The organism is Bradyrhizobium sp. USDA 4486, from assembly GCF_054057995.1.
This window is the reverse complement of record NZ_JBSRZV010000001.1, coordinates 1,368,376-1,386,210: the sequence shown is the minus strand read 5'-3', so window position 1 is coordinate 1,386,210 and position 17,835 is coordinate 1,368,376. Positions and strand designations below refer to the sequence as shown.

Annotated in this window: 14 protein-coding genes, 1 tRNA gene and 1 pseudogene; 7 read left to right on the top strand and 9 right to left on the bottom strand. The window is 63.8% G+C overall.

Features of this window, described 5'->3' with window-relative positions:
• Positions 1 to 6: 6 nt before the first annotated feature.
• The 4 genes from ACVWY3_RS06700 to ACVWY3_RS06685 all read right to left on the bottom strand — a co-directional run bounded on the left by ACVWY3_RS06700 (position 7) and on the right by ACVWY3_RS06685 (position 4,585).
• Entirely contained in the window at positions 7 to 933 is a 927-nt protein-coding gene (locus ACVWY3_RS06700; RefSeq protein ID WP_456837439.1) for a tyrosine-type recombinase/integrase, read from the bottom strand.
• A 218-nt stretch (positions 934 to 1,151) separates the two neighbouring features.
• Positions 1,152 to 1,883, bottom strand: coding sequence for a Crp/Fnr family transcriptional regulator (locus ACVWY3_RS06695; protein WP_456837761.1), 732 nt, complete (start codon positions 1,881 to 1,883; stop codon positions 1,152 to 1,154).
• A 693-nt stretch (positions 1,884 to 2,576) separates the two neighbouring features.
• The gene (locus tag ACVWY3_RS06690) at positions 2,577 to 3,332 is read right to left on the bottom strand and encodes an alpha/beta fold hydrolase (RefSeq protein ID WP_456837760.1); all 756 of its coding nucleotides are present in this window, start codon (positions 3,330 to 3,332) and stop codon (positions 2,577 to 2,579) included.
• Positions 3,333 to 3,448: 116 nt separating this feature from the next.
• On the bottom strand, positions 3,449 to 4,585 hold the full coding sequence (locus ACVWY3_RS06685) for a hypothetical protein (RefSeq protein WP_456837759.1): 1,137 nt from the start codon (positions 4,583 to 4,585) through the stop codon (positions 3,449 to 3,451).
• Between the two features lie 307 nt (positions 4,586 to 4,892).
• On the opposite strand from ACVWY3_RS06685, the gene ACVWY3_RS06680 reads away from it, so the two are divergent.
• Both ACVWY3_RS06680 and ACVWY3_RS06675 read left to right on the top strand, forming a co-directional pair.
• Positions 4,893 to 5,138, top strand: a complete 246-nt coding sequence (locus ACVWY3_RS06680) for a zinc-finger domain-containing protein (protein WP_456837758.1) — start codon at positions 4,893 to 4,895, stop codon at positions 5,136 to 5,138.
• 19 nt (positions 5,139 to 5,157) lie between these two features.
• The gene (locus ACVWY3_RS06675; RefSeq protein WP_456837757.1) at positions 5,158 to 6,360 is read left to right on the top strand and encodes an FAD-dependent monooxygenase; all 1,203 of its coding nucleotides are present in this window, start codon (positions 5,158 to 5,160) and stop codon (positions 6,358 to 6,360) included.
• Between the two features lie 19 nt (positions 6,361 to 6,379).
• Here the strand turns inward: ACVWY3_RS06675 and ACVWY3_RS06670 are convergent, their stop codons facing one another.
• Positions 6,380 to 6,802 carry a twin-arginine translocation pathway signal gene (locus tag ACVWY3_RS06670; protein ID WP_456837756.1) on the bottom strand — a complete coding sequence of 141 codons (423 nt, stop codon included), beginning with the start codon at positions 6,800 to 6,802 and terminating at the stop codon, positions 6,380 to 6,382.
• Between the two features lie 173 nt (positions 6,803 to 6,975).
• Between ACVWY3_RS06670 and ACVWY3_RS06665 the strand changes: the two genes are divergently transcribed.
• A tRNA-Leu gene (locus ACVWY3_RS06665) sits at positions 6,976 to 7,064 on the top strand.
• A 222-nt stretch (positions 7,065 to 7,286) separates the two neighbouring features.
• Positions 7,287 to 8,804 carry a hypothetical protein gene (locus tag ACVWY3_RS06660; protein ID WP_456837755.1) on the top strand — a complete coding sequence of 506 codons (1,518 nt, stop codon included), beginning with the start codon at positions 7,287 to 7,289 and terminating at the stop codon, positions 8,802 to 8,804.
• Positions 8,805 to 8,838: 34 nt separating this feature from the next.
• Here the strand turns inward: ACVWY3_RS06660 and ACVWY3_RS06655 are convergent, their stop codons facing one another.
• Both ACVWY3_RS06655 and ACVWY3_RS06650 read right to left on the bottom strand, forming a co-directional pair.
• Positions 8,839 to 10,167, bottom strand: a complete 1,329-nt coding sequence (locus ACVWY3_RS06655) for a hypothetical protein (RefSeq protein ID WP_456837754.1) — start codon at positions 10,165 to 10,167, stop codon at positions 8,839 to 8,841.
• A gap of 178 nt (positions 10,168 to 10,345) precedes the next feature.
• Positions 10,346 to 11,125: a crotonase/enoyl-CoA hydratase family protein gene (locus tag ACVWY3_RS06650; RefSeq protein WP_456837753.1), complete on the bottom strand. Its 780-nt coding sequence runs from the start codon at positions 11,123 to 11,125 to the stop codon at positions 10,346 to 10,348.
• Between the two features lie 91 nt (positions 11,126 to 11,216).
• Between ACVWY3_RS06650 and ACVWY3_RS06645 the strand changes: the two are divergent.
• Together ACVWY3_RS06645 and ACVWY3_RS06640 are read left to right on the top strand one after the other, a co-directional pair.
• Positions 11,217 to 11,803: pseudogene (locus ACVWY3_RS06645) on the top strand (TetR/AcrR family transcriptional regulator).
• 109 nt (positions 11,804 to 11,912) lie between these two features.
• On the top strand, positions 11,913 to 13,163 hold the full coding sequence (locus tag ACVWY3_RS06640; protein WP_456837752.1) for a multidrug effflux MFS transporter: 1,251 nt from the start codon (positions 11,913 to 11,915) through the stop codon (positions 13,161 to 13,163).
• A 197-nt stretch (positions 13,164 to 13,360) separates the two neighbouring features.
• Here the strand turns inward: ACVWY3_RS06640 and ACVWY3_RS06635 are convergent, their stop codons facing one another.
• Together ACVWY3_RS06635 and ACVWY3_RS06630 are read right to left on the bottom strand one after the other, a co-directional pair.
• Complete coding sequence (locus tag ACVWY3_RS06635) at positions 13,361 to 14,956, bottom strand: glycosyltransferase family 39 protein (protein WP_456837751.1); 1,596 nt, start codon at positions 14,954 to 14,956, stop codon at positions 13,361 to 13,363.
• Between the two features lie 298 nt (positions 14,957 to 15,254).
• The gene (locus ACVWY3_RS06630) at positions 15,255 to 16,424 is read right to left on the bottom strand and encodes a lactonase family protein (RefSeq protein ID WP_456837750.1); all 1,170 of its coding nucleotides are present in this window, start codon (positions 16,422 to 16,424) and stop codon (positions 15,255 to 15,257) included.
• Positions 16,425 to 16,663: 239 nt separating this feature from the next.
• Here ACVWY3_RS06630 and ACVWY3_RS06625 point away from each other — a divergent pair, with 239 nt between their 5' ends.
• Positions 16,664 to 17,617: an ABC transporter substrate-binding protein gene (locus tag ACVWY3_RS06625; protein ID WP_456837749.1), complete on the top strand. Its 954-nt coding sequence runs from the start codon at positions 16,664 to 16,666 to the stop codon at positions 17,615 to 17,617.
• Positions 17,618 to 17,835: the final 218 nt, after the last annotated feature.

The following is a 17,835-nucleotide window of genomic DNA, read 5'->3' as shown; positions in this document are numbered from 1 at the left end:
GCGGCGCTAGGGCGCTGGCGGCTCCTCACTGTCTCGCTGTCGCCGGCGGCGGCGCGAGGCGCTTAGGCCCTCGAGCGGGCTCTCGATCTTGGCAATCAGTCCGATCGCGACGCGACTGTAGCGGGCTGTCGTCTCAAGCTTGGAATGTCCGAGCAACGCCTGGATCACGCGAATGTCCCTGCCGCGCTCGAGCAGGTGGGTCGCGAAGCTGTGGCGAAGCGAATGCAGCGGGACCGTCTTGCGCAGCCCCGCGGCTTTGGCGGCCTCCTTGAACAACCGGCTGAACTGACGCGTGGTCAGTGGCTGACGTTGATTGCGACCGGGAAACAGCCAGCGCTGTTCGGGCGCGACGCCGTTGTTGGACGCGGTCGGCCCCGCCTTCCACCATTGCCGTAACAGCTTCAGGACCTCCGGCGGCAGCATCACGTGCCGGTCCTTGCGGCCCTTCGACTGCACAACGCGGATGATCTTCTGCTCGCTATCGATGTCGCCCGCCCGCAGCCGCACCACCTCGCCGGCGCGCAATCCGCAACCATAGGCCAGCGTTAGCATCGCTCGCGCTTTCAGGCTCGTCGCCATGGTCAGGACACGCTTGATCTCCTCAGGGCTTAGCACCGGCGGCAACCTCTCGGGCTCCTTGATGTGCCAGACCTCGGCCGCCAGATCGTGACGACGTAGCGTGACGCGGAACAGGAACCGCACCCCGGTCATGATCCGATTGCGGTTGCAGATGCTCATCCCGCTCTCGATCAGGTGCAGCTGAAATTGGCGCACCTCGTCGGGGGTTGCCGTATCGGGCGAACGTTTGAGCCAGGCGGCGAACCGCTTGCAACTGTAAATGTGGCCACGCCGCGTGTGCGGGTTGAGCTTGCGCGCAGCCATGTCTTCGATCATACGCTGACGCAGCGGACTGACTGTGTTGGTATCGCTCATGGAGAGCTCCTTCCTGAGTGAGGGTTGCAACACCTCGATTCTCAGGACGGGGGCTCTCCAGTGCTACCACTATCCTCTCAACTGGCTACCGGCCTCTCGGCTCTTGCTCCCGCGCAGCGGGCTGGAGCGCAGCGACTTTGTGCCCTGGCCCATCTGCGACATGGGCAACTGGATTTACTGTGATGCAAAACCGCGCTTCCCTTCAGCGTATATGCCCTTCATCCGGCACAGCCAGGTCGGGCCGTATTCATCGCGAAGATCTTCTCGAATCCGAGACGCATAGTGCGGTGGCATTCGCACGCCGCGGCCTCGAGTCGCAACCGGTCGATCTCGATTTGGCCTCGTCGATCAGATTTGATCGCTCCTGATGCGCGCAGGTCGCGCATCAGGAGCGTCACCGTCGGTCGTCGCACACCGAGCATTTGCGACAGTGCCTCCTGGGTGAGCGGAAGAACGTCGTGGCCGATGCGGTCGCAAAACTGGAGTAGCCAGCAAGCCATGCGAGCTTTGACCGGATGCAGTGCACTGCAGGCCATGCCGAGCTGAAACTTCATCAGCATCGCTGTGGCGTGAATCTTGACCGCGTGCCGGATCGCAGGGCTCCGGTTGAAAGCGGCGTGAAATCGCGACGCGGGGATTCGCGAGGCGGTGCCCGCTGCACGAACGACCGCGGTAGTGGCCGAAGGTGACGGTCCGAACATCGAAAGAAGGCCAAGTGCCCCCTCGCGCCCGACTACAGCGGTGTCGACCGTCTCCCCGTCCGCCATGTCGATCATCAGCGAGACGGCGCCGCTGCGAGGGAAGAAGACATAGTCGATCTCGTCCCCCGCTCGCGCAAGGATCGAGTCCTGATCGAGCGCGACCGTCTCCAGCGCGGGCCGCAACAGATCGAGATCCGATGCCGGCAGTGTTGCCAGAAGGCAGTTACGCATTCCGTCCGGATGCGTCACTGGAGATGACCCGCGGTGAGGGATCCTCCGCCTTCTTCATTCCGGGCGGCGCGGAACGGCGGCCTTAACATCTGTTTGGATCTGCTTTCGCTACTCGCGCTGAGATCCAACTCACTCGCAAACTCGGACATTCCAACTGTACGTCGGCTCAAGTTTGAGTCCTCATAGACACGAACGGATCAATTTTGGGGGCTTGCCTGCGACATGAGCGCGGCGAGTAAGGGAAGAGAGTCAGTGCAAACGGCAGTATCGATGCAGTTGCAGCTCGAAAGCGGCAAAAGGTGCTCTTCTCACCCGCCATGCGTAGCATCGATTTTTGGTTCCACTCATGTCGAATATGAGGGTCAGTCAGCCTTTGGCGCATGTCGCCTGTCACGCCATTGTCATACTTGGACCGGCCCGTTCGCTAGGGACGCTCGGGCCGTGAACAGTGCTGGGGTGATGTTCCCCGCGCTGACACCATGGCGTTCTGATCGCCAAGAGGTAACAGATTTAGCTGGCTTCCGGTTATGGCCCCTATGCCGACGTTCCTTGCAGCTTCGAGTCGACGTCTCGTCTCATCAGCGCCCTTAGCGGACTGCAGATATCTGCGCATGAAGGCGTTGACGGTCGCCCCGAAGGAAGTGGATAGCTCTGACTTGGGGCATTTCAGGATAATAGGGCAATGACCCGATCGCCTCAGCCAACGTCACGTCATCCCCGCCGTGACAGGAAGTCCAGCACGCCGGTCTTGTAGACCTTGTCGCCGACCGCGCGCATGTGGTCGCGGCCCGGAATATCGAGCACTTCCGAGCCGGGGATGATGGCGCCGAGCGCGCTGGCGGAGCCTGCGACATCGTCGGTCGAACCGACGGCGATCAGCACGGGCACGTCGATGCGTGCGGCCTCCTGTCTCGTCATCAACTCGCGCGTCCCGCGCAGGCAGGCCGCGAGCGCACGATGGTCGGAGCGGGTCTGGTCTGCGAATGCACGAAAGGTGCGGCCGACGGGATCGCAGACGTCATCGAGCGAAGGTGCCTCCAGTGCTTTGGCGACGTTCTCGCCGGGGCCGGTGCCTTCGATCAGCCCGCCGATGCCGATGCCGCCGAGGATCGCCGAGCGCAGGCGCTGCGGCTCGTTGAGGGCGAGCCAGGCCGTCATCCGCCCGCCCATCGAATAGCCCATGATATCGGCCTGCGGGATGGCGAGGTGGTCCATCAGCGCAAGCACGTCACCGGCCATGATAGGAATCGAATATTGCGCGGGCTCGTAGAGCTTTGCGCTCTCGCCGTGGCCGCGATTGTCGAGCGCGATCACGCGGCGGCCGTTCTTGCGCAGCTCCGAGACCCAGGTCGGATAGACCCAGTTCACGTTCTTGCTGGAGGCAAAGCCGTGCACGAGAATGATCGGATCGCCCTCGCCTTCGTCGAGATAGGCAATTTCAACGGCGCCGTTGTGAAAGCTCGGCATCATCAGTTCCGCAAATCTTGAGGGGGAGAGGGTGATCTTAGAGCATGATCCGGAAAAGTGTGCAGCGGCTTTCCGGCAAGATCATGCTCAAAGAATAGGCTGAAACGCGTTAGACTTCAGGCCGTGACGGCCGTGTTCGCCAGAGCAGCCTGGGCTGCGATCTGGGCATGGCGGAGGCGCCGCGCCCGTCTGCGATCGCACCACGCCTGCGTGAGGCGCTCGGTGGTCGCCTTGATCGAGGACAGCAGGCCGAACAGCGTCAGCGCCGCACTGAGCAGCCAGAGCGCCAGATCGAACGCGCCGCCGACCAGCAGCAACGCGCCGCGGCCGAGCAGCTTCATGATCGCGCGGGTCTTGCTGCCCTGCGCTTCCGCAAGCCGCGCCGCGCGCGCGACGTCCTTGGGGCCTTGCGCGATCCGCAAGCTATCCATGGCGCCGCGCGTGCCGGTCTTCTCGGCAACGCGCGTGACGTCCTTGCCGAGCCGGACCAGCGCGCCGGCCTTCTCGGCCCGGAATGCAGCCTTGATCGCGCTGACGGTCTCGCCAGGGCGGAACACCGAACCCTTGGCAACGGCATTCTGGAGCATCGGCGCATCGACCACCTCGCGTGCGGACCGGCCGGCCCATGCAGCAAGCCCTTCGCCGAGCCGCCCGACCTTGCGCGCATCCTTCACCAGCGTGAGCCCGGCGCGAACCGGCGCGGCACCGCCAACTGAGACGTAGGTCACGGCCGTCACCGCAAGACCCGCGGTCGCAAGGCCCAGCACCAGACGGTCGGTGTCCTCGCCCATCGCCAGATGCTTGCCCTCGCGCACGACATCCCTGATGTCGCCGATCACGAAAAGATCGCCGGCGATGGTTCCGGACAGGCTCGCGACATCGTCGGCGTTGCCTGTGACGAGGCCCGCGGCAAACCGTTTGGCGAAATGCGAAGTGGAGTTCTCGGCCTTGACCGCATCGCTCACGCGATTGATGAGGTCGTCGGGCAGCGCGACGTTGCGGTCACGCGCGAGCGCAACGAAACTGTCGGCGAGATCGGCATCGCCGGCGGCGAGCGCGGCCTCGATATTGTCCTGAACCAGGTGGTCGTTCTGCCGGAGCAGCGCATCGAGCTTGAGCTCGGAGAGCGCGGCTGGATCATCCTGGGCAGTGAGAATCGCACCGGCCTCGCGGGCATGCGGCGCGACCTGCACGAGCATGAACCCGCATGCCGCGATCCCGGTCAACGCTGTGGTGATTCGCAGCCACTTCATGCGGAAAGCCTGGACGTCCTGAAAATCGTCTCGCGCCTGATGGTTCGTCTTTCGTCGCAACCTGCGCTTGCCACAGACATAGTATGCCAAAATTGCGACACAACGTCCCCGACGAAAGAAGGGCTTCTCTCAGGCCGCAAGATTGTGTCGAATTTGCATGAGCAAATGAGCATGGGGCATTGCGAACCTTTCGGTTCCGCTGGACTAGCAATCATCAGCACCCACCATTATGGTCCGCGGCGCCTTAAAGATGCCGCGTCAGTTCTTGATTGTGTCTGCCGCCATTGCCACTCCAGGATGAACTACGATGTCCGACCATGTCGTCCCGCACTTCCATAACGATGCCGGTGTTCCGGTCATCGAGATCGGCTCGCCAGAGTTCATGTGCGTGGGCGCTAATCCTCCGTTCGACCATCCGCACGTCTTCCTGGACCTCGGCAATGACAACGAGATCATCTGCCCCTACTGCTCGACGCTGTACCGCTTCGCGGCGGACCTGAAGGCGGGCGAAGCCCGCCCGCCGGAATGCGTCTTGAAGGACAAGGTGGCCTGACCGTTCCCATCGGTCAGGGGTGGCCCTCTCCCGAACGATTGTCATCGCCGGTGCCGGAATCGGTGGACTGACGGCCGCGCTGGCACTCGCAGCCCGCGGCTTCCGCATCGTCGTGCTGGAAAGGACCGAGCGGCTCGAGGAAGTCGGCGCCGGCCTGCAACTCTCCCCCAATGCCAGCCGCGTGCTGGTCGAGCTCGGCCTCACCGAGCGCCTCAAGCTGCGCGCCGTGACACCGGAGGCGGTCTCGATCATGAGCGCGCGCGCCGGCGGCGAGCTCTTGCGCATGCCGCTCGGTGAAGCAGCGTCCGCGCGCGCCGGCGCCCCCTATTGGGTGGTGCACCGGGCCGATCTGCAATCGGCGCTCGCCGGCGCTGTGGCCGATCATCCTGACATCGACCTGAAATTGGGTGCGACATTCGAGGACGTCGCGCCGCACGCCAAGGGGCTGACCGTGGTCCATCGCAGCGGCACGATCCGCCGCAGCGATCCCGCCAGCGCGCTGATCGGCGCCGACGGCATCTGGTCGACTGTACGCCAGCATCTGTTCCCCGAGGTGCAGCCGCGCTTCTCCGGCCTGATCGCCTGGCGCGGCACGCTGGACGCCACGCAGCTGCCAAAGGACTACACCGCCCGCCGGGTGCAGCTCTGGATGGGCCGGAATGCCCATCTCGTCGCCTACCCGATCACGGGCGGACGCCAGATCAACGTGGTCGCGGTGCTGCCGGGCACCTGGAACAGGCCGGGCTGGAGCACGCCCGGCGATTCCATCGAGGTGATGGACGCCTTCGCCGCGCCGCGCTGGCCGCCGTCCGCGCGGATGATGCTCGCCGCGGTCGACAGCTGGCGCAAATGGGCGCTGTTTGGCGTGCCCGACGGCTGCCCCTGGAGCAAGGGTCCGGTCGCGCTGCTCGGCGATGCCGTGCATGCGATGCTGCCGTTCGCAGCCCAAGGCGCTGGCATGGCGATCGAGGATGCCGCCGTGCTGGCGCAACATCTCAGTCCGGAAGCTGCCGAGAGCGCGGCCGGTATCACCGCCGCGCTGAAGCAATATGGCCGCGCGCGCGAGGCGCGCGTGCGGCGGGTGCAGCGGACCGCGCGGCAGCAGGGCCGCATCTACCATCTGGGTGGGCCGCTTGCGCTCGCGCGCGATATTGCCATCCGCGCGCTCGGCCCGGAGCGCATGCTGGCGCGGCAGGACTGGATCTACGGCTGGCGGCCCTGATGCACTCGCTTGCGCGGGCTCAGCGGGCGGCGCTGCCAGGCTTCGGGGCGGGCTTGATGACCGGCGGCTGCGGCGTCGTGACTTGCTGCGGCGCATTCGGCGGCGTCTCCCGGCATCTGTTGCGGCGCCAGGCCTCGTCGGCGAGCTGCGCCGAGCCGCGCACAGCGACGTAGTCGTTGCGATAGGCGAGCTCGGACACGACGGCGCCTCCCGCCCCCGTCTCCGCCTTGTCCATCAGCCTCTGCAAATCGGCGGTGCGGACAGCAAGCGCCTTCCGTTCGGTCTCGAGCTGCTTGCAATCATACAATTCGTACTTGCCGGGATCGGCAAAGGCCGGCGCGACCGTCTCGCTCATGCCGGCGCAGCCGGACAACGCGGCACCCGGAGCGAGCAGCACAAGCGCGCCGCAGCAGCGCAGGCGGTGGGAAAACGAAGCAGCCATGCCGGATGAATAGTCCCCGTGGATTGAGATTGCCTAAAGCAGCAACAGATGTCCGGATTGAGGCTTTGCCTTGTGCGCCCGGCTCGCTTAAGGAAGAACCGGCCCTCCGGCTGCGCAAGTGCCGATTCCAGACCGCCGGAGGTGGACTTAAGTGTTTGATCTCGTTGGATCAAGCGGGCATGGCGGAATTGGTAGACGCAAGGGACTTAAAATCCCTCGGTGCGCAAGCGCTGTGCCGGTTCGACCCCGGCTGCCCGCACCAGCAGAGCTGAAGGCGTAGACTGCCGCGAAAGAGAGACGGCAACGTCGCGCCACCCGCGCAACCATCCATTCACCAACACGCCCTTCCCAGTCCGGAACGCGCGCTGTGCGCCCCACCTTTACCCCGCCTTAGGCCGTCGTCGCCTAAAGCGGACGATACCTGCCTGTCGACGCAGACCCGGGAAGAGGCCTGGCGCGGCTGGCATCGTTGGTGAGAGCTCCCATGGACGCGCGCGAAAATTGGTCCCGATCCGGGATTGGCGGTGCGCCTGCGGCGTCCGGACAGCGCCTGCCCGGGCTCGAGGTCTACATCTTCCTGATCGCCTTTCTCGGCGTGTTCTACCTGTCGAACGGGCCGCTGCTGCTCGGCCATTATGATCTCGGCTGGCACCTTGCCGCCGGCGACCTGATCCGCCAGGGCGGCGAGATTCCGTTTCAGGATCCCTGGGCGTTCACGCTCGGCAACAAGCGCTGGTACAATCTGTCGTGGCTCTGGGACGTCGTTGCCAGCGTGCTGTATCAGCACGCCGGCTTTGCCGGCATCGTCCTGATGGTCGTCGCCTCAGGCGTGATCATCGCGGCATATCTCGCCTTCTGCGGCTTGAGCAGCGGCGCATCGGCCCCCGCGGTCTCTATCGCGGTGTTCGCCGCCTGCCTGCTCTATCCCTGCTACGAGGCCGTGCCGAACATCTATGTGGCGGCCTCGCCGAACATCGCGACCATGCTGTTCGCGGTCATCTTCTACGCCGAATGCCTGCGACGCCGCCGATGGTTGCTGCTGCCGCCGATGATGGTGCTTTGGGTCAACCTCCATGGCGGCTTCATGCTGGCTTTTCCCATCATCGGCGTGTTCTGCGGCGTCGCCCTGCTCCGGCGGGACTGGGCGAACTTCCGGAACTATGTCCTCGCAGGCGCCGGATGTTTCGCTGCGATCTTCGTCAACCCGCTGGGATGGCATGTCTACGAGGGCGTGACGGCGACGCTCGGTCATTTCGTCCAGGCCGATATCGGCGAATGGCGCTCCTATTGGTTCAACATGCAGATACCGGGCAGCATTCCCGGCATCGCCTATGCCCTGACGTTCGTCGCGCTCGAGATCTGCTACCGCAACACGACGGGCGTTCCGCTAGAGGCACGCCTGCTTGCGTGGCTGTTCCTGTTTCTGGGTCTGCATCAGTTCAGGTACGCCGCGTTCTTCTTCATCTTCGCCAGCGTGCCGATGGCGCTTCATATCGACCGCCTGTTGCCGCAGCGCCTGTCGGGCCTCGAAGTCCGGCGCGCGATGCTGACGGCAGGCGCGATCGGCGTCCTGCTGCTGCCGCTCACCTTCATGCACGTGAGACCGGCGCTGGCATTGCCCGACATGCTGTCGGAGGAGGATGCCAATTATCTCAGGGCACATGCCTCGCATGCGCATGTGCTGAACCACTGGAATTTCGGCGGGCTCCTGATCTTCCGGACCCACGGCGCGGTGCCATTGTTCGTGGACGGCCGCGCGGCGACCGCCTATCCGGACGAGCTGCTGTATGATTATCGCAAGCTGGTCCGGTGGGAGATCGACCCGGCTGCCTGGGACAGTTTGATCCGCAAGTACAAGATCGACGCCGTGCTCTGGCTCAGAGGACATGAGCAATTGCGGCAATTCCTCGTTGGCGAGAGAGGCTGGAAGGAAGACTACACCGGCGTCTATGTGAGCTTCTACACGAGGCCGCAGAGCGCCGCGCGCGAGGGATCCAAATAGGCGGTGCGCGTCGTCGCGAACGCGGTGATGCTCATCAGTCCGCGCGTTTCGTCTCGAGCCGCACCGGCTCGGCGCGGAAGTCGAGCAGCAGGATCCAGAAGCAGATCAGGCCGATGATGAGCAGGATGAAGCTGCCCTCGAACGCCATCCCCAGGATCGAAATCAGCGCCGGAAAGGCAAGGCCGACGGCGAGGAAGGCTGCGAGCGCCATGGCGGGAAGGTCCACGACGAGGATCGCGGCATAGATCGCGAGCTCGAAAAAGGCATATTCCTTGAGCCGCGGCGAGCTGAGATAGAGCGCAAACATCGCAAACACGGTGAGGCGCATCGCCGCGCGCGGATGATCCATCAGCCAGCGGTCGAGCCGCTTCGGAAGCGATTCCCCTTCCCCTGCCGGCTGGCGCGTGACCGCGCGCAGGACGGACTGGGCGAACGGGCCGAGCACGAGCGCGAGAACTGCCAACGCATAGGCCGCGAACATCGCCGGCCTGCTGTCACCGAGGCCGGCGGCGTCGATGAGATCATGCGCCAGCAGCAGCAGCGAGGGATTGATCTCGAACAGATCGACGAAGTGCTGGGCGGGAATCTTTCCGGCCATCGCGAGCTGCCAGCTTGCGAACAGATCGGGATACGACAAGCGCGAGATCAGGATCGGCAGTGCGAAGGACAACGTCGCCACCGCGATCAGCGTCAGCTTGCGGCCGCGCGGCAGCGGAAGGAAGTAGAGTGCGGCCAGCACCGGAAAGAACACCAGCTTGAACGAGGTCACGAGGCCGAGCAGCGCAGCGCCGGCGAGCCGCAGGCGATAGCTCGGATCATTGGACGCTCCGGGCGCGGGCGGCGGCAACAGAAGCAGCAGCGCGATCGCCGTGAAGAGGCCGCTCAGGATCGCGAAATTGCCCGACGCCTCCACCCATTCGAAACCGATGAACCCGCCGAGCGCGCAAAGCATCCTGAGCGCGACATCGCGCGCGCGCGACCGTGTTCGGCCAAGGCCGGGCAAGAGCAGCCCGCACAGCACGGCGAGGACCGGCAGGATGGCTCTGTAGTGACTGACGAGGAAGCCGCCGCCGCACAGGGGCCGGAACACGTCCAGCGTCACAGGCAAATAGGGGTAAGAGAGCTTGGTGCCTTTCAGATTCTTGACGAAATAAGGATCAAGCCCGCTGGCATACGCATCGACTGCGGCGCAATTGACGCGAACGTCCCAGCCATACTTCATCTCCTGCACGGCGTCGTTGGCGAGATTGCCGAACACGAGCAGCGCGGTCAGCGCGATCAGGCAGGCGAGCCAGACGTTCCGCCGCGCGGCCGTATCGGCCGCGGGTTCCAACCATCGTGCTGCACCGGTGAGATCGGACACAATCGGGTACCTTGTACGGCGAGAATTCTGCTGGCGCCAGCAAGGGCACCCATCCGGTCACAATGGAGAGGATGGGTTGCCGATTCATCTCTCCGATGCGTGACCCTCGCTGTTATGGTGAATCCCTGGTTGCCAGCCTGCAATCCGGATCGCACGGAACCGGCCGAACCGGCGGCATCTACCGCGGCGCGCGGGCGGCGAGCCAGGCGTCCAGCGCCTCGCGGGTGTCCCGCGTTGCCGCCATGCGGGCGAACTGCTCGCTCTCGATGGCGAGGCCTTCCGAGATCGAGCTATTGAGGCCCCGCGTCGTGGCCGTGATGATACGGGCGACCGCAAGATGCGAGTGCCGCGTGACGCGGTCCGCCAGTGCGAAAGCTGCGTCCAGCAACTGCTCATGCGGCACGATGCGGTTGACCAATCCCATCTCCTGGGCTCGCTGTGGGGAAAAGGAATCGCCGGTCAAAAGATATTCCATCGCGCGCTTGCGGCCCGCGAGCCGCGGCAGGCGCTGCGTGCCGCCGAAGGTCGGCGTAATGCCGATGGCGATCTCGGGCTTGGCGAAACTCGCCCGCTCGCTGGCAACGGCGAGGTGCACGGCTTCCGTGATCTCGCAGCCGCCGCCGAAGGCGATACCGTTGACGGCGGCGATGATCGGCTTCGGAAACGCCTCCATGCGCGCCGTCATCCCCTGCCCGCGCCGCACGAACGCCTTTACCGCCGCATCCGGCCCGCATTTCACGCTCTGCGAGAACTCGGCGATGTCGGCGCCGGCCGAGAAGGCGCGCTCGCCCGCGCCGGTCAGGATGACGCCGCGGATATTCGCATCGTCCTCGATGCGGTCGAGGATCGACATCAGGCGGTCGATCAGCGCGTAGCTCAGCGCATTGAGCTTGCTCAGACGGTTCAACGTCAGCAGCGCGACGGCGCCGCGCGTTTCGCAGAGTATCAAGTCGGACAAGTGCCGCTCCTTCCAGGTCGAACAGGTCTGGAAGTCAGCCACAGCGGCCTTGTCGTGTATACTCAAACTCACTAGGCAGTATACATGGCGCATGTCCGAAAAGGGTGACAGCACACGCGAGCAGATCGTCACTGCGGCGACGCGCCTGTTCTATGGCGAGGGCATCCGCGCGGTGAGCATGGACGCCGTGGCCGAAAAGGCCGGCGTCACCAAGAAGACGCTCTACTATCACTTCACCAGCAAGGACGAGCTCGTCGCCGCAACCATCGCCGCCAGGGACCAGCCGACGCTGGAGCTCTACAAGCGCTGGTTTGCCGAGACCAACGGCACCGTGGCCGACAAGGTCCGCGGCCTCTTCACAAAGCTAGGGCGCTCTGTCGACACACCGCGCTGCGCGGCTGCGGCTTTCTGCGCACCATCGCCGAGCTCGCCAACACGCCGGCCCATCCGGCGGTCAAGGCCGGCGCTGAGCACAAGAAGCGCTTCGAAGCCTGGCTTGAGGCGGAGCTGATGCAGCACGGCGTCCCCGGCGCGGCGGCGCTCGGACGCCAGCTCCTGATCCTGCTCGATGGCGCCACCACCGTGATGCTGATCCACCGCGATCTCGCCTATGTCGAGACCGCCGGGCAATTGGCCCTCAGCCTGGTCGAGGCGGCTCGGAAGACGGGTCGCGCCTGAGGCCGATCACCAAGTCTTGTCCGCCTCCGCCTGCCAGCCATCCCGAAACATGGGTTGTGCATCGCAACATAACCACTAGAACAGCCTCTGATTTTCAGAGGTGAGCTGCTTGTCCGACGTCAATGCCGACGATTGGGTGTCCTCCGGACACCGCCCCATGGGTTTTCCCGAATTCGTCATCGTGATCGCGTCCATCATGGCGCTGAATCCGCTTGCGATGGACATGATGCTGCCGGCGCTGCCCAATATCGGGGCAGCCTTTCAGATTCCCGTCGCCAACCATCTCCAGCTCGTGCTGTCGACCTTCCTGATCGGCTTCGGCGCGGGCCAGTTCGTGATGGGACCGTTGTCGGACCGCTTCGGCCGCCGCCCGGTGCTGCTCGGCGGCATGGCCGTCTATGCGGTGGCGAGCGTGCTGGCGGTCGCCGCGCCCTCGTTCGAGACGCTGCTGCTGGCGCGCGCGCTGCAAGGGCTCGGCACCTCGGCAACGCGCGTGATCGCGACCTCGATCGTGCGCGACTGCTATGTCGGCCGCCGCATGGCGAGCGTGATGTCGCTGGCCATGATGGTGTTCATCGCGGTGCCCGTGATCGCGCCCTCGTTCGGACAGGCGGTGCTGCTGGTGACGGCGTGGCGCGGCATCTTCGTCGTGCTGATGCTCTACGGCTTGCTCGCGCTCGCATGGTGCGTGCTGCGGCTGCCCGAAACCCTCCCTGAGTCTGAGCGCCGATCGCTGGCGCCGGCCGACGTGCTCTCGGCGTTCCGGCAGACCGTCACCAATCGCCAGACCATCGGCTATGCCACCGCCGCCGGCAGCGTCATCGGCGCGCTGTTCGCCTATGTGTTCTGCGCCCAACAGGTGTTCACCGGCGTCTACCACCTCGGCCATTACTTCCCGCTCGCCTTCGCCGCGATCGCGGCCGGCACGGCGGTCGCCGGCTTCCTCAATTCGCGGCTGGTCGGACGGCTCGGCATGCGCGTGATCTCGCACGGCGCGCTGAGCCTCTATGCCGCGGTGGCCGGCGTCATGCTGCTGACGGAAAGTCTCGGCGTGCTGCCGCTCTCCCTGTTCATGGTGCTCTCGGCCCTGATGATGTTCTCGTTCGGCATGATGGTCGCCAACTTCACTGCGCTCGCGATGGAGCCGCAGGGCCGCATCGCCGGCACCGCCTCCTCGCTCTACGGCTCGATCACGACCCTGATCGGCATCGTTGTCGGCATGGCGATCGGCCAGAGCTTCGACGGCACGCTGCTGCCGTTCTCGATCGGCTTCTTCCTATCGACGCTCGCCGCGCTCGCGATCGTGCTGGTAGCGGAAAAGGGACGGCTGTTTCGGCCGCATCATCGTCCCATCGGTTGAGGAACTTCCCGGCGGCCTCGATGTTGTCCTGCAGCAATTCGAAAGGCTGCTCAATGGAACCAAAACATCGCGAAGACCGTGCCGACCAGGATGCGCAGGCGGCGGAGCAATCAGCGCCGAACGCCGATCGGACGGCATCCGCTCCGCCCTTCGCGAGCGAGGGCCTCGAGCAGGTACGCGACAGTCACTGCTGAAGCTTAGGGCGCCGAACGCCTGCTCGCACCGAACTCATCGACCGCACTCTCGGGCGCCGCGCTGTGGTCGCGCGGCGGCACCATCAGCACCACGACATCCCGCGTCACGCCGGGCCTGCCCCACAGCGTCGCCTGCACGGTGAACTCGCGCCGGACGAAGTGCCCGGCTCGCCCCGACACCGATTCCATCCAGCTGTTGCAATAGTCCTGGTCACTGAAGCACAGCGCAGCCCAGCCGCGGTCGAGTGTCGCCTTGCGCGGAAGGCCCCATTTGTATTGATACTCGAATGGCCGCGCGTAACGGGGATGGTCGGCGCTGTAGAACGCAATGGCAAAGGCCAGGGAATCGTCGCCGCTCACCGCACTCAACGGCTCGCCGGTCAGCTCGCGCCATTGCCGCGTCAGCTCGTTTGCCGCCGGCGCATAGAAATTCCGCCCCTCTTCGTAGCCGTGATTGTTGCGATAGACGGCGTGGATCGGCGCGGCGACGAGGACGGCAGCAAGCGCAACGCCGATGACGATCACCGTGACATTGACGGTGTAGAAGCGCTCGATCGGATAGCGCGCGCCGCAGACGATGAGCACGACGAAAAGGAACAAGCCCTGCAGCGCCCATAGCGAGGGCAGATCCGTTCCCATCGCGAGCGACGTCAGCACCGGCAGCACGATCGTGCTGATCGCGACGTAGAAGAGAAGCCGCAGGCCCGGACTCATGGCCGCGAAGTCGGCCGGAAACTGCTTGAGCCGCGTCCCCGCGATCAACACCCAGAGCACGGCCGATGCGCCCATGGCCGCCGCCAGGCCCAACACGAAGTTTTTCACTTCAATGAGCGAGCTTGCGGCATTGCCGTTGGCGTGGGCCAGCGCATAGGTGAAGGTCGAGGCGCCCGTCGTCGCGAGCCAGTAGATGTGCGGCGACAGCACGGCGAGCCCGGTCACCGCCGATATCCAGGGCGAAGCCGAGGTGAAATAAGCGCGCCGTGCCGGATGAGCGAGCGCGGCAAACGCGAAACTCGCGACCAGGAAGATCGAATAATATTTGCCGACCATCGCCAGCGCTGTCGTGCATCCCGTGGCCAACGCCCACGGCGCGGTGCGCGTCTCGAACGCACGCAGGAAGCACCAGGTCGCGAGCGGCCAGATCGCGAGCAGCACCGAATTGGCATTGAAGCGCTGCGCGTGGAATTGATAGGCCGGCGTCAGCATCAACAGCAGCAGCACCAGGATGCGCTTGTGCCCGGTCACGAACTGCCGCGCGACCAGATCGACGCAGAACAGCGCGAGCCCCGCATTGGCCATCGCCATCAATTGCAGTGACCAGTCGCTCAGCGGAAAGACCGAGGTCCAGCTCGCGGCAACCCAGCCCATCAGCGGCGGATGCTTGTGATAGCCGAAGGCGAAACTCCGGCCCACCGTCCAGGCCTCGAGCGTGTCGGGATGCAGGCCACTGCCGGCATAGGCGATGGCAAGATAGAGCGTCCAGATCGCAACGAAGCACGCAATGAGAAGCGGCACGGCCCAGCCTGTCTCGACAGCGTCGAGCCAGCGCAGGAACGGCCGGCGCCATCGCGCCGGCGCGCGATCGGACCGTTCGGCCATCGCCTGGAATGCAAAATCGATCGGCACCGGATTCGAATGAAGGAAAGTGATATGTCAGCTGCACACATCTATTTCAAAACAGAAACAAATAGCAATGATTGGAAACTGAAAGGGTTAAAAGCTGACACAGACTTGACCAAGTAAAACGGCACCGTTGATGACAGCAACGTCGCTCGACATTCGGAACGGAAGATGCGAGATGCACCCTTTGCTCGTCGGGTTTGTCCCAGGGCGCAGAATGAAGGCCCGATTTGAAGCGGGCCCTCGACTTCTCAGCGCTCGACAATTGGTCCCAGCGCTACGGCCCCATCCTGGCCGAGGCGGGATGCCCCGGCACCTGGAAGCGCTTGCCCGTATCCGATACGTTCGTGCCATCTACCTTCAGTATCGAGAAGTCCTGTGTCAGATAGTTGCCGACGAGAAGGTATTTGCCGTCAGGAGTGAATACCGCAGCCTCCGGCAACCCACCGACTTCGATATCTTGGAGCTTGGTCACTTTCTTTCCGTCAATCTTCAGCACGGTGATGCTGCCGTTCTTTTCGTAGAAGTATGCGTTCTTCATGTTGGAGCCACGCAGAATCACGGCAACCGCGACATCGCCCTTGGGACTGATTGCAAGACCCTCCGGACCGTCGCCCACCACCACGCGATCAATGATGCGCGGCGGATTGGCCTCCAGGTCGATGACACTCGTGGTATCCACGCTTCCATCGGAGGCACCTGCGTTGCCGTTGTCCGAAGTCAGGGCGATTTTCCCGCCGGGTGCGGCCGCAACATTGTAGGGCCACTGGCCGGCCGGCAAGTCAATCTTGTTGTACGTCACCTTGTCGCCTGCGATGTCCAGCATTGATATCTTGTGAGCAGGGAAGCGGGCGACCAGGGCTCTCTTGCCATCCGGGGTGAACGTCACGTGCGACGGACTGTCGGGCATCGCAACGGTATCCGTGATCTTCACGTCAGTGCCATTCACGGATAGGACGCTAATCGAATTGTCTCCGCGATTAGCGACGAGCGCCATCTTGCCATCTGGACTGAAGCTGAGCCCGGATGGCTGCTTCCCGCCAGTGAGCGTCGCGGCCAGCTTGGGCGGATCGGCCTGCAAATCTACGACGTAGATCTTATTGTCGAGCACCTGTTTCAGCACCTCTCCGTCCTTGACGACATCGACGGAGTCGGCGACCAGCGCCATCGTTCCGCTGGGATCGATCGCGACGTTGACGGGCGGTCCGACCACGGAGTTCTTCAGCGGCAGGGCAGCAACGATCTTGGGGGTTTCGGGAGCGGCGAGATCGATGATGAGAACCTGATCCTTGCCGGGTGCAGAGAGAACGGGCTTGCCGCTTTCGTCCCACAGAAGCTTCTCATCAAGTCCCACGATCATAAATGGCTTCGTGTGCCCAGTGCTAAAGCTCGTGCTAAGCAGCATGGCGGCCGCAAAAAATAATCCTATGGCATTGTTACGGGACATCTTCGCGTTCTCCCTAAATTTTTGTCCAGCCTCTGGAGGGCTGGTGTTGGCAGCTTACGCTGCGGAACATTCGTTCGCTAGAGGTCTCTCGTCTGCTCGTGGCCGACAAGCGGAGTTTATCGCCTAGTTTTGTGGGGGCTGCGTCTCCGACCCGATGCGGACATCAGCGACTCCCGAAGATTTCTGCTGAAATGCGATGTCCTCTGTGCAACCTTACCGCCAACTGTTTGGGGGAGGCCATGCGACGACGGCAGTTCATTGCTGGTTTGGTGGCTACGACAGCATTGCCGCTGGCGACCCACGCTCAGAAGGCGAGCCGCATGTACCGCCTCGGGCATCTTGCGGCCACATCGGAAACCGAAGCGCTGACCCGCCAGATAACTTTGCCAGAACTTGCAAGGCATGGCTTCGTTGAAGGCCGCAACCTGATTTTCGATGCGCGTGTCGGCGAATTGGATTCGATGCCGGCGCTAATGCGTGAATTGCTCGCCGGTCAGCCAGACGCAATCGTCGCCATCGGTACCGCATTAAAGCCTGCTGCCGCAGCAACACGTACTGTGCCGGTCGTCGCTTTCGGTAACGACCCGGTCGTACTTGGCCTCGCCGCGAGTTACGCGCGGCCGGGAAGCAATGTCACTGGCGTCGTGATCGCGGCGGACGAGCTAGAAGCAAAGCGGCTTTCCATTCTGCTCGAAGCAGTGCCTAATCGCCGGCGGATTGCGGCGCTGACTCCAGCCTTGAGCCGAGCGAGTGAGATCGTGAGAAAGGCGGCGGCGGAGCTTGGTATTGAAGTGCTAGTATTTCCGGTCGCCGCACCAAGCGAATATCCGGCTGCCTTTGCGGCGATGCGGGCTCAAGGTGCTGAGGCATTGATAATCAGCGCGCTTCCGCAATTATTGCGGGATGGCAGGCAGTTGGCGGGTCTTGCACTGGAAGCTCGACTCCCAACGGTGTGCGAATGGGCGGAAATGGCGCGCATGGGGTGTCTAATTGGGTATGGGCCTAACCGCGTAGAACTGCGAAAGCGCATGGCCGACCAGATTGCTCAGATATTTCGCGGCATCGCGGCCAGTGACATTCCGATCGAGCGGCCGACGTCATTTGAGTTTGCCTTGAACTTGAAAATTGCGAAGTCGCTCGACCTCATCGTACCTCCCTCGGTGCTGACACGTACTGACGAGGTGATCGAATAAGATGATGTCGCCTCTTGACCCATCGCAACCTTTGACGATGTCTGCTGCCTGTGCCGCTGTTGTGGGATGAGCGACATGTGGAGCGCCCAATAGTCAGACTTGCTCATATTCCACGGTGACGGTCTTGCCTGCGGCAAGAGCTGGCGAGGCCAGTGCCGAAAGCGCCACGACCGAAGGGAAGTTTTCTTCGGAGGCTCGCTTGGGAAGTTCTCTGGGAC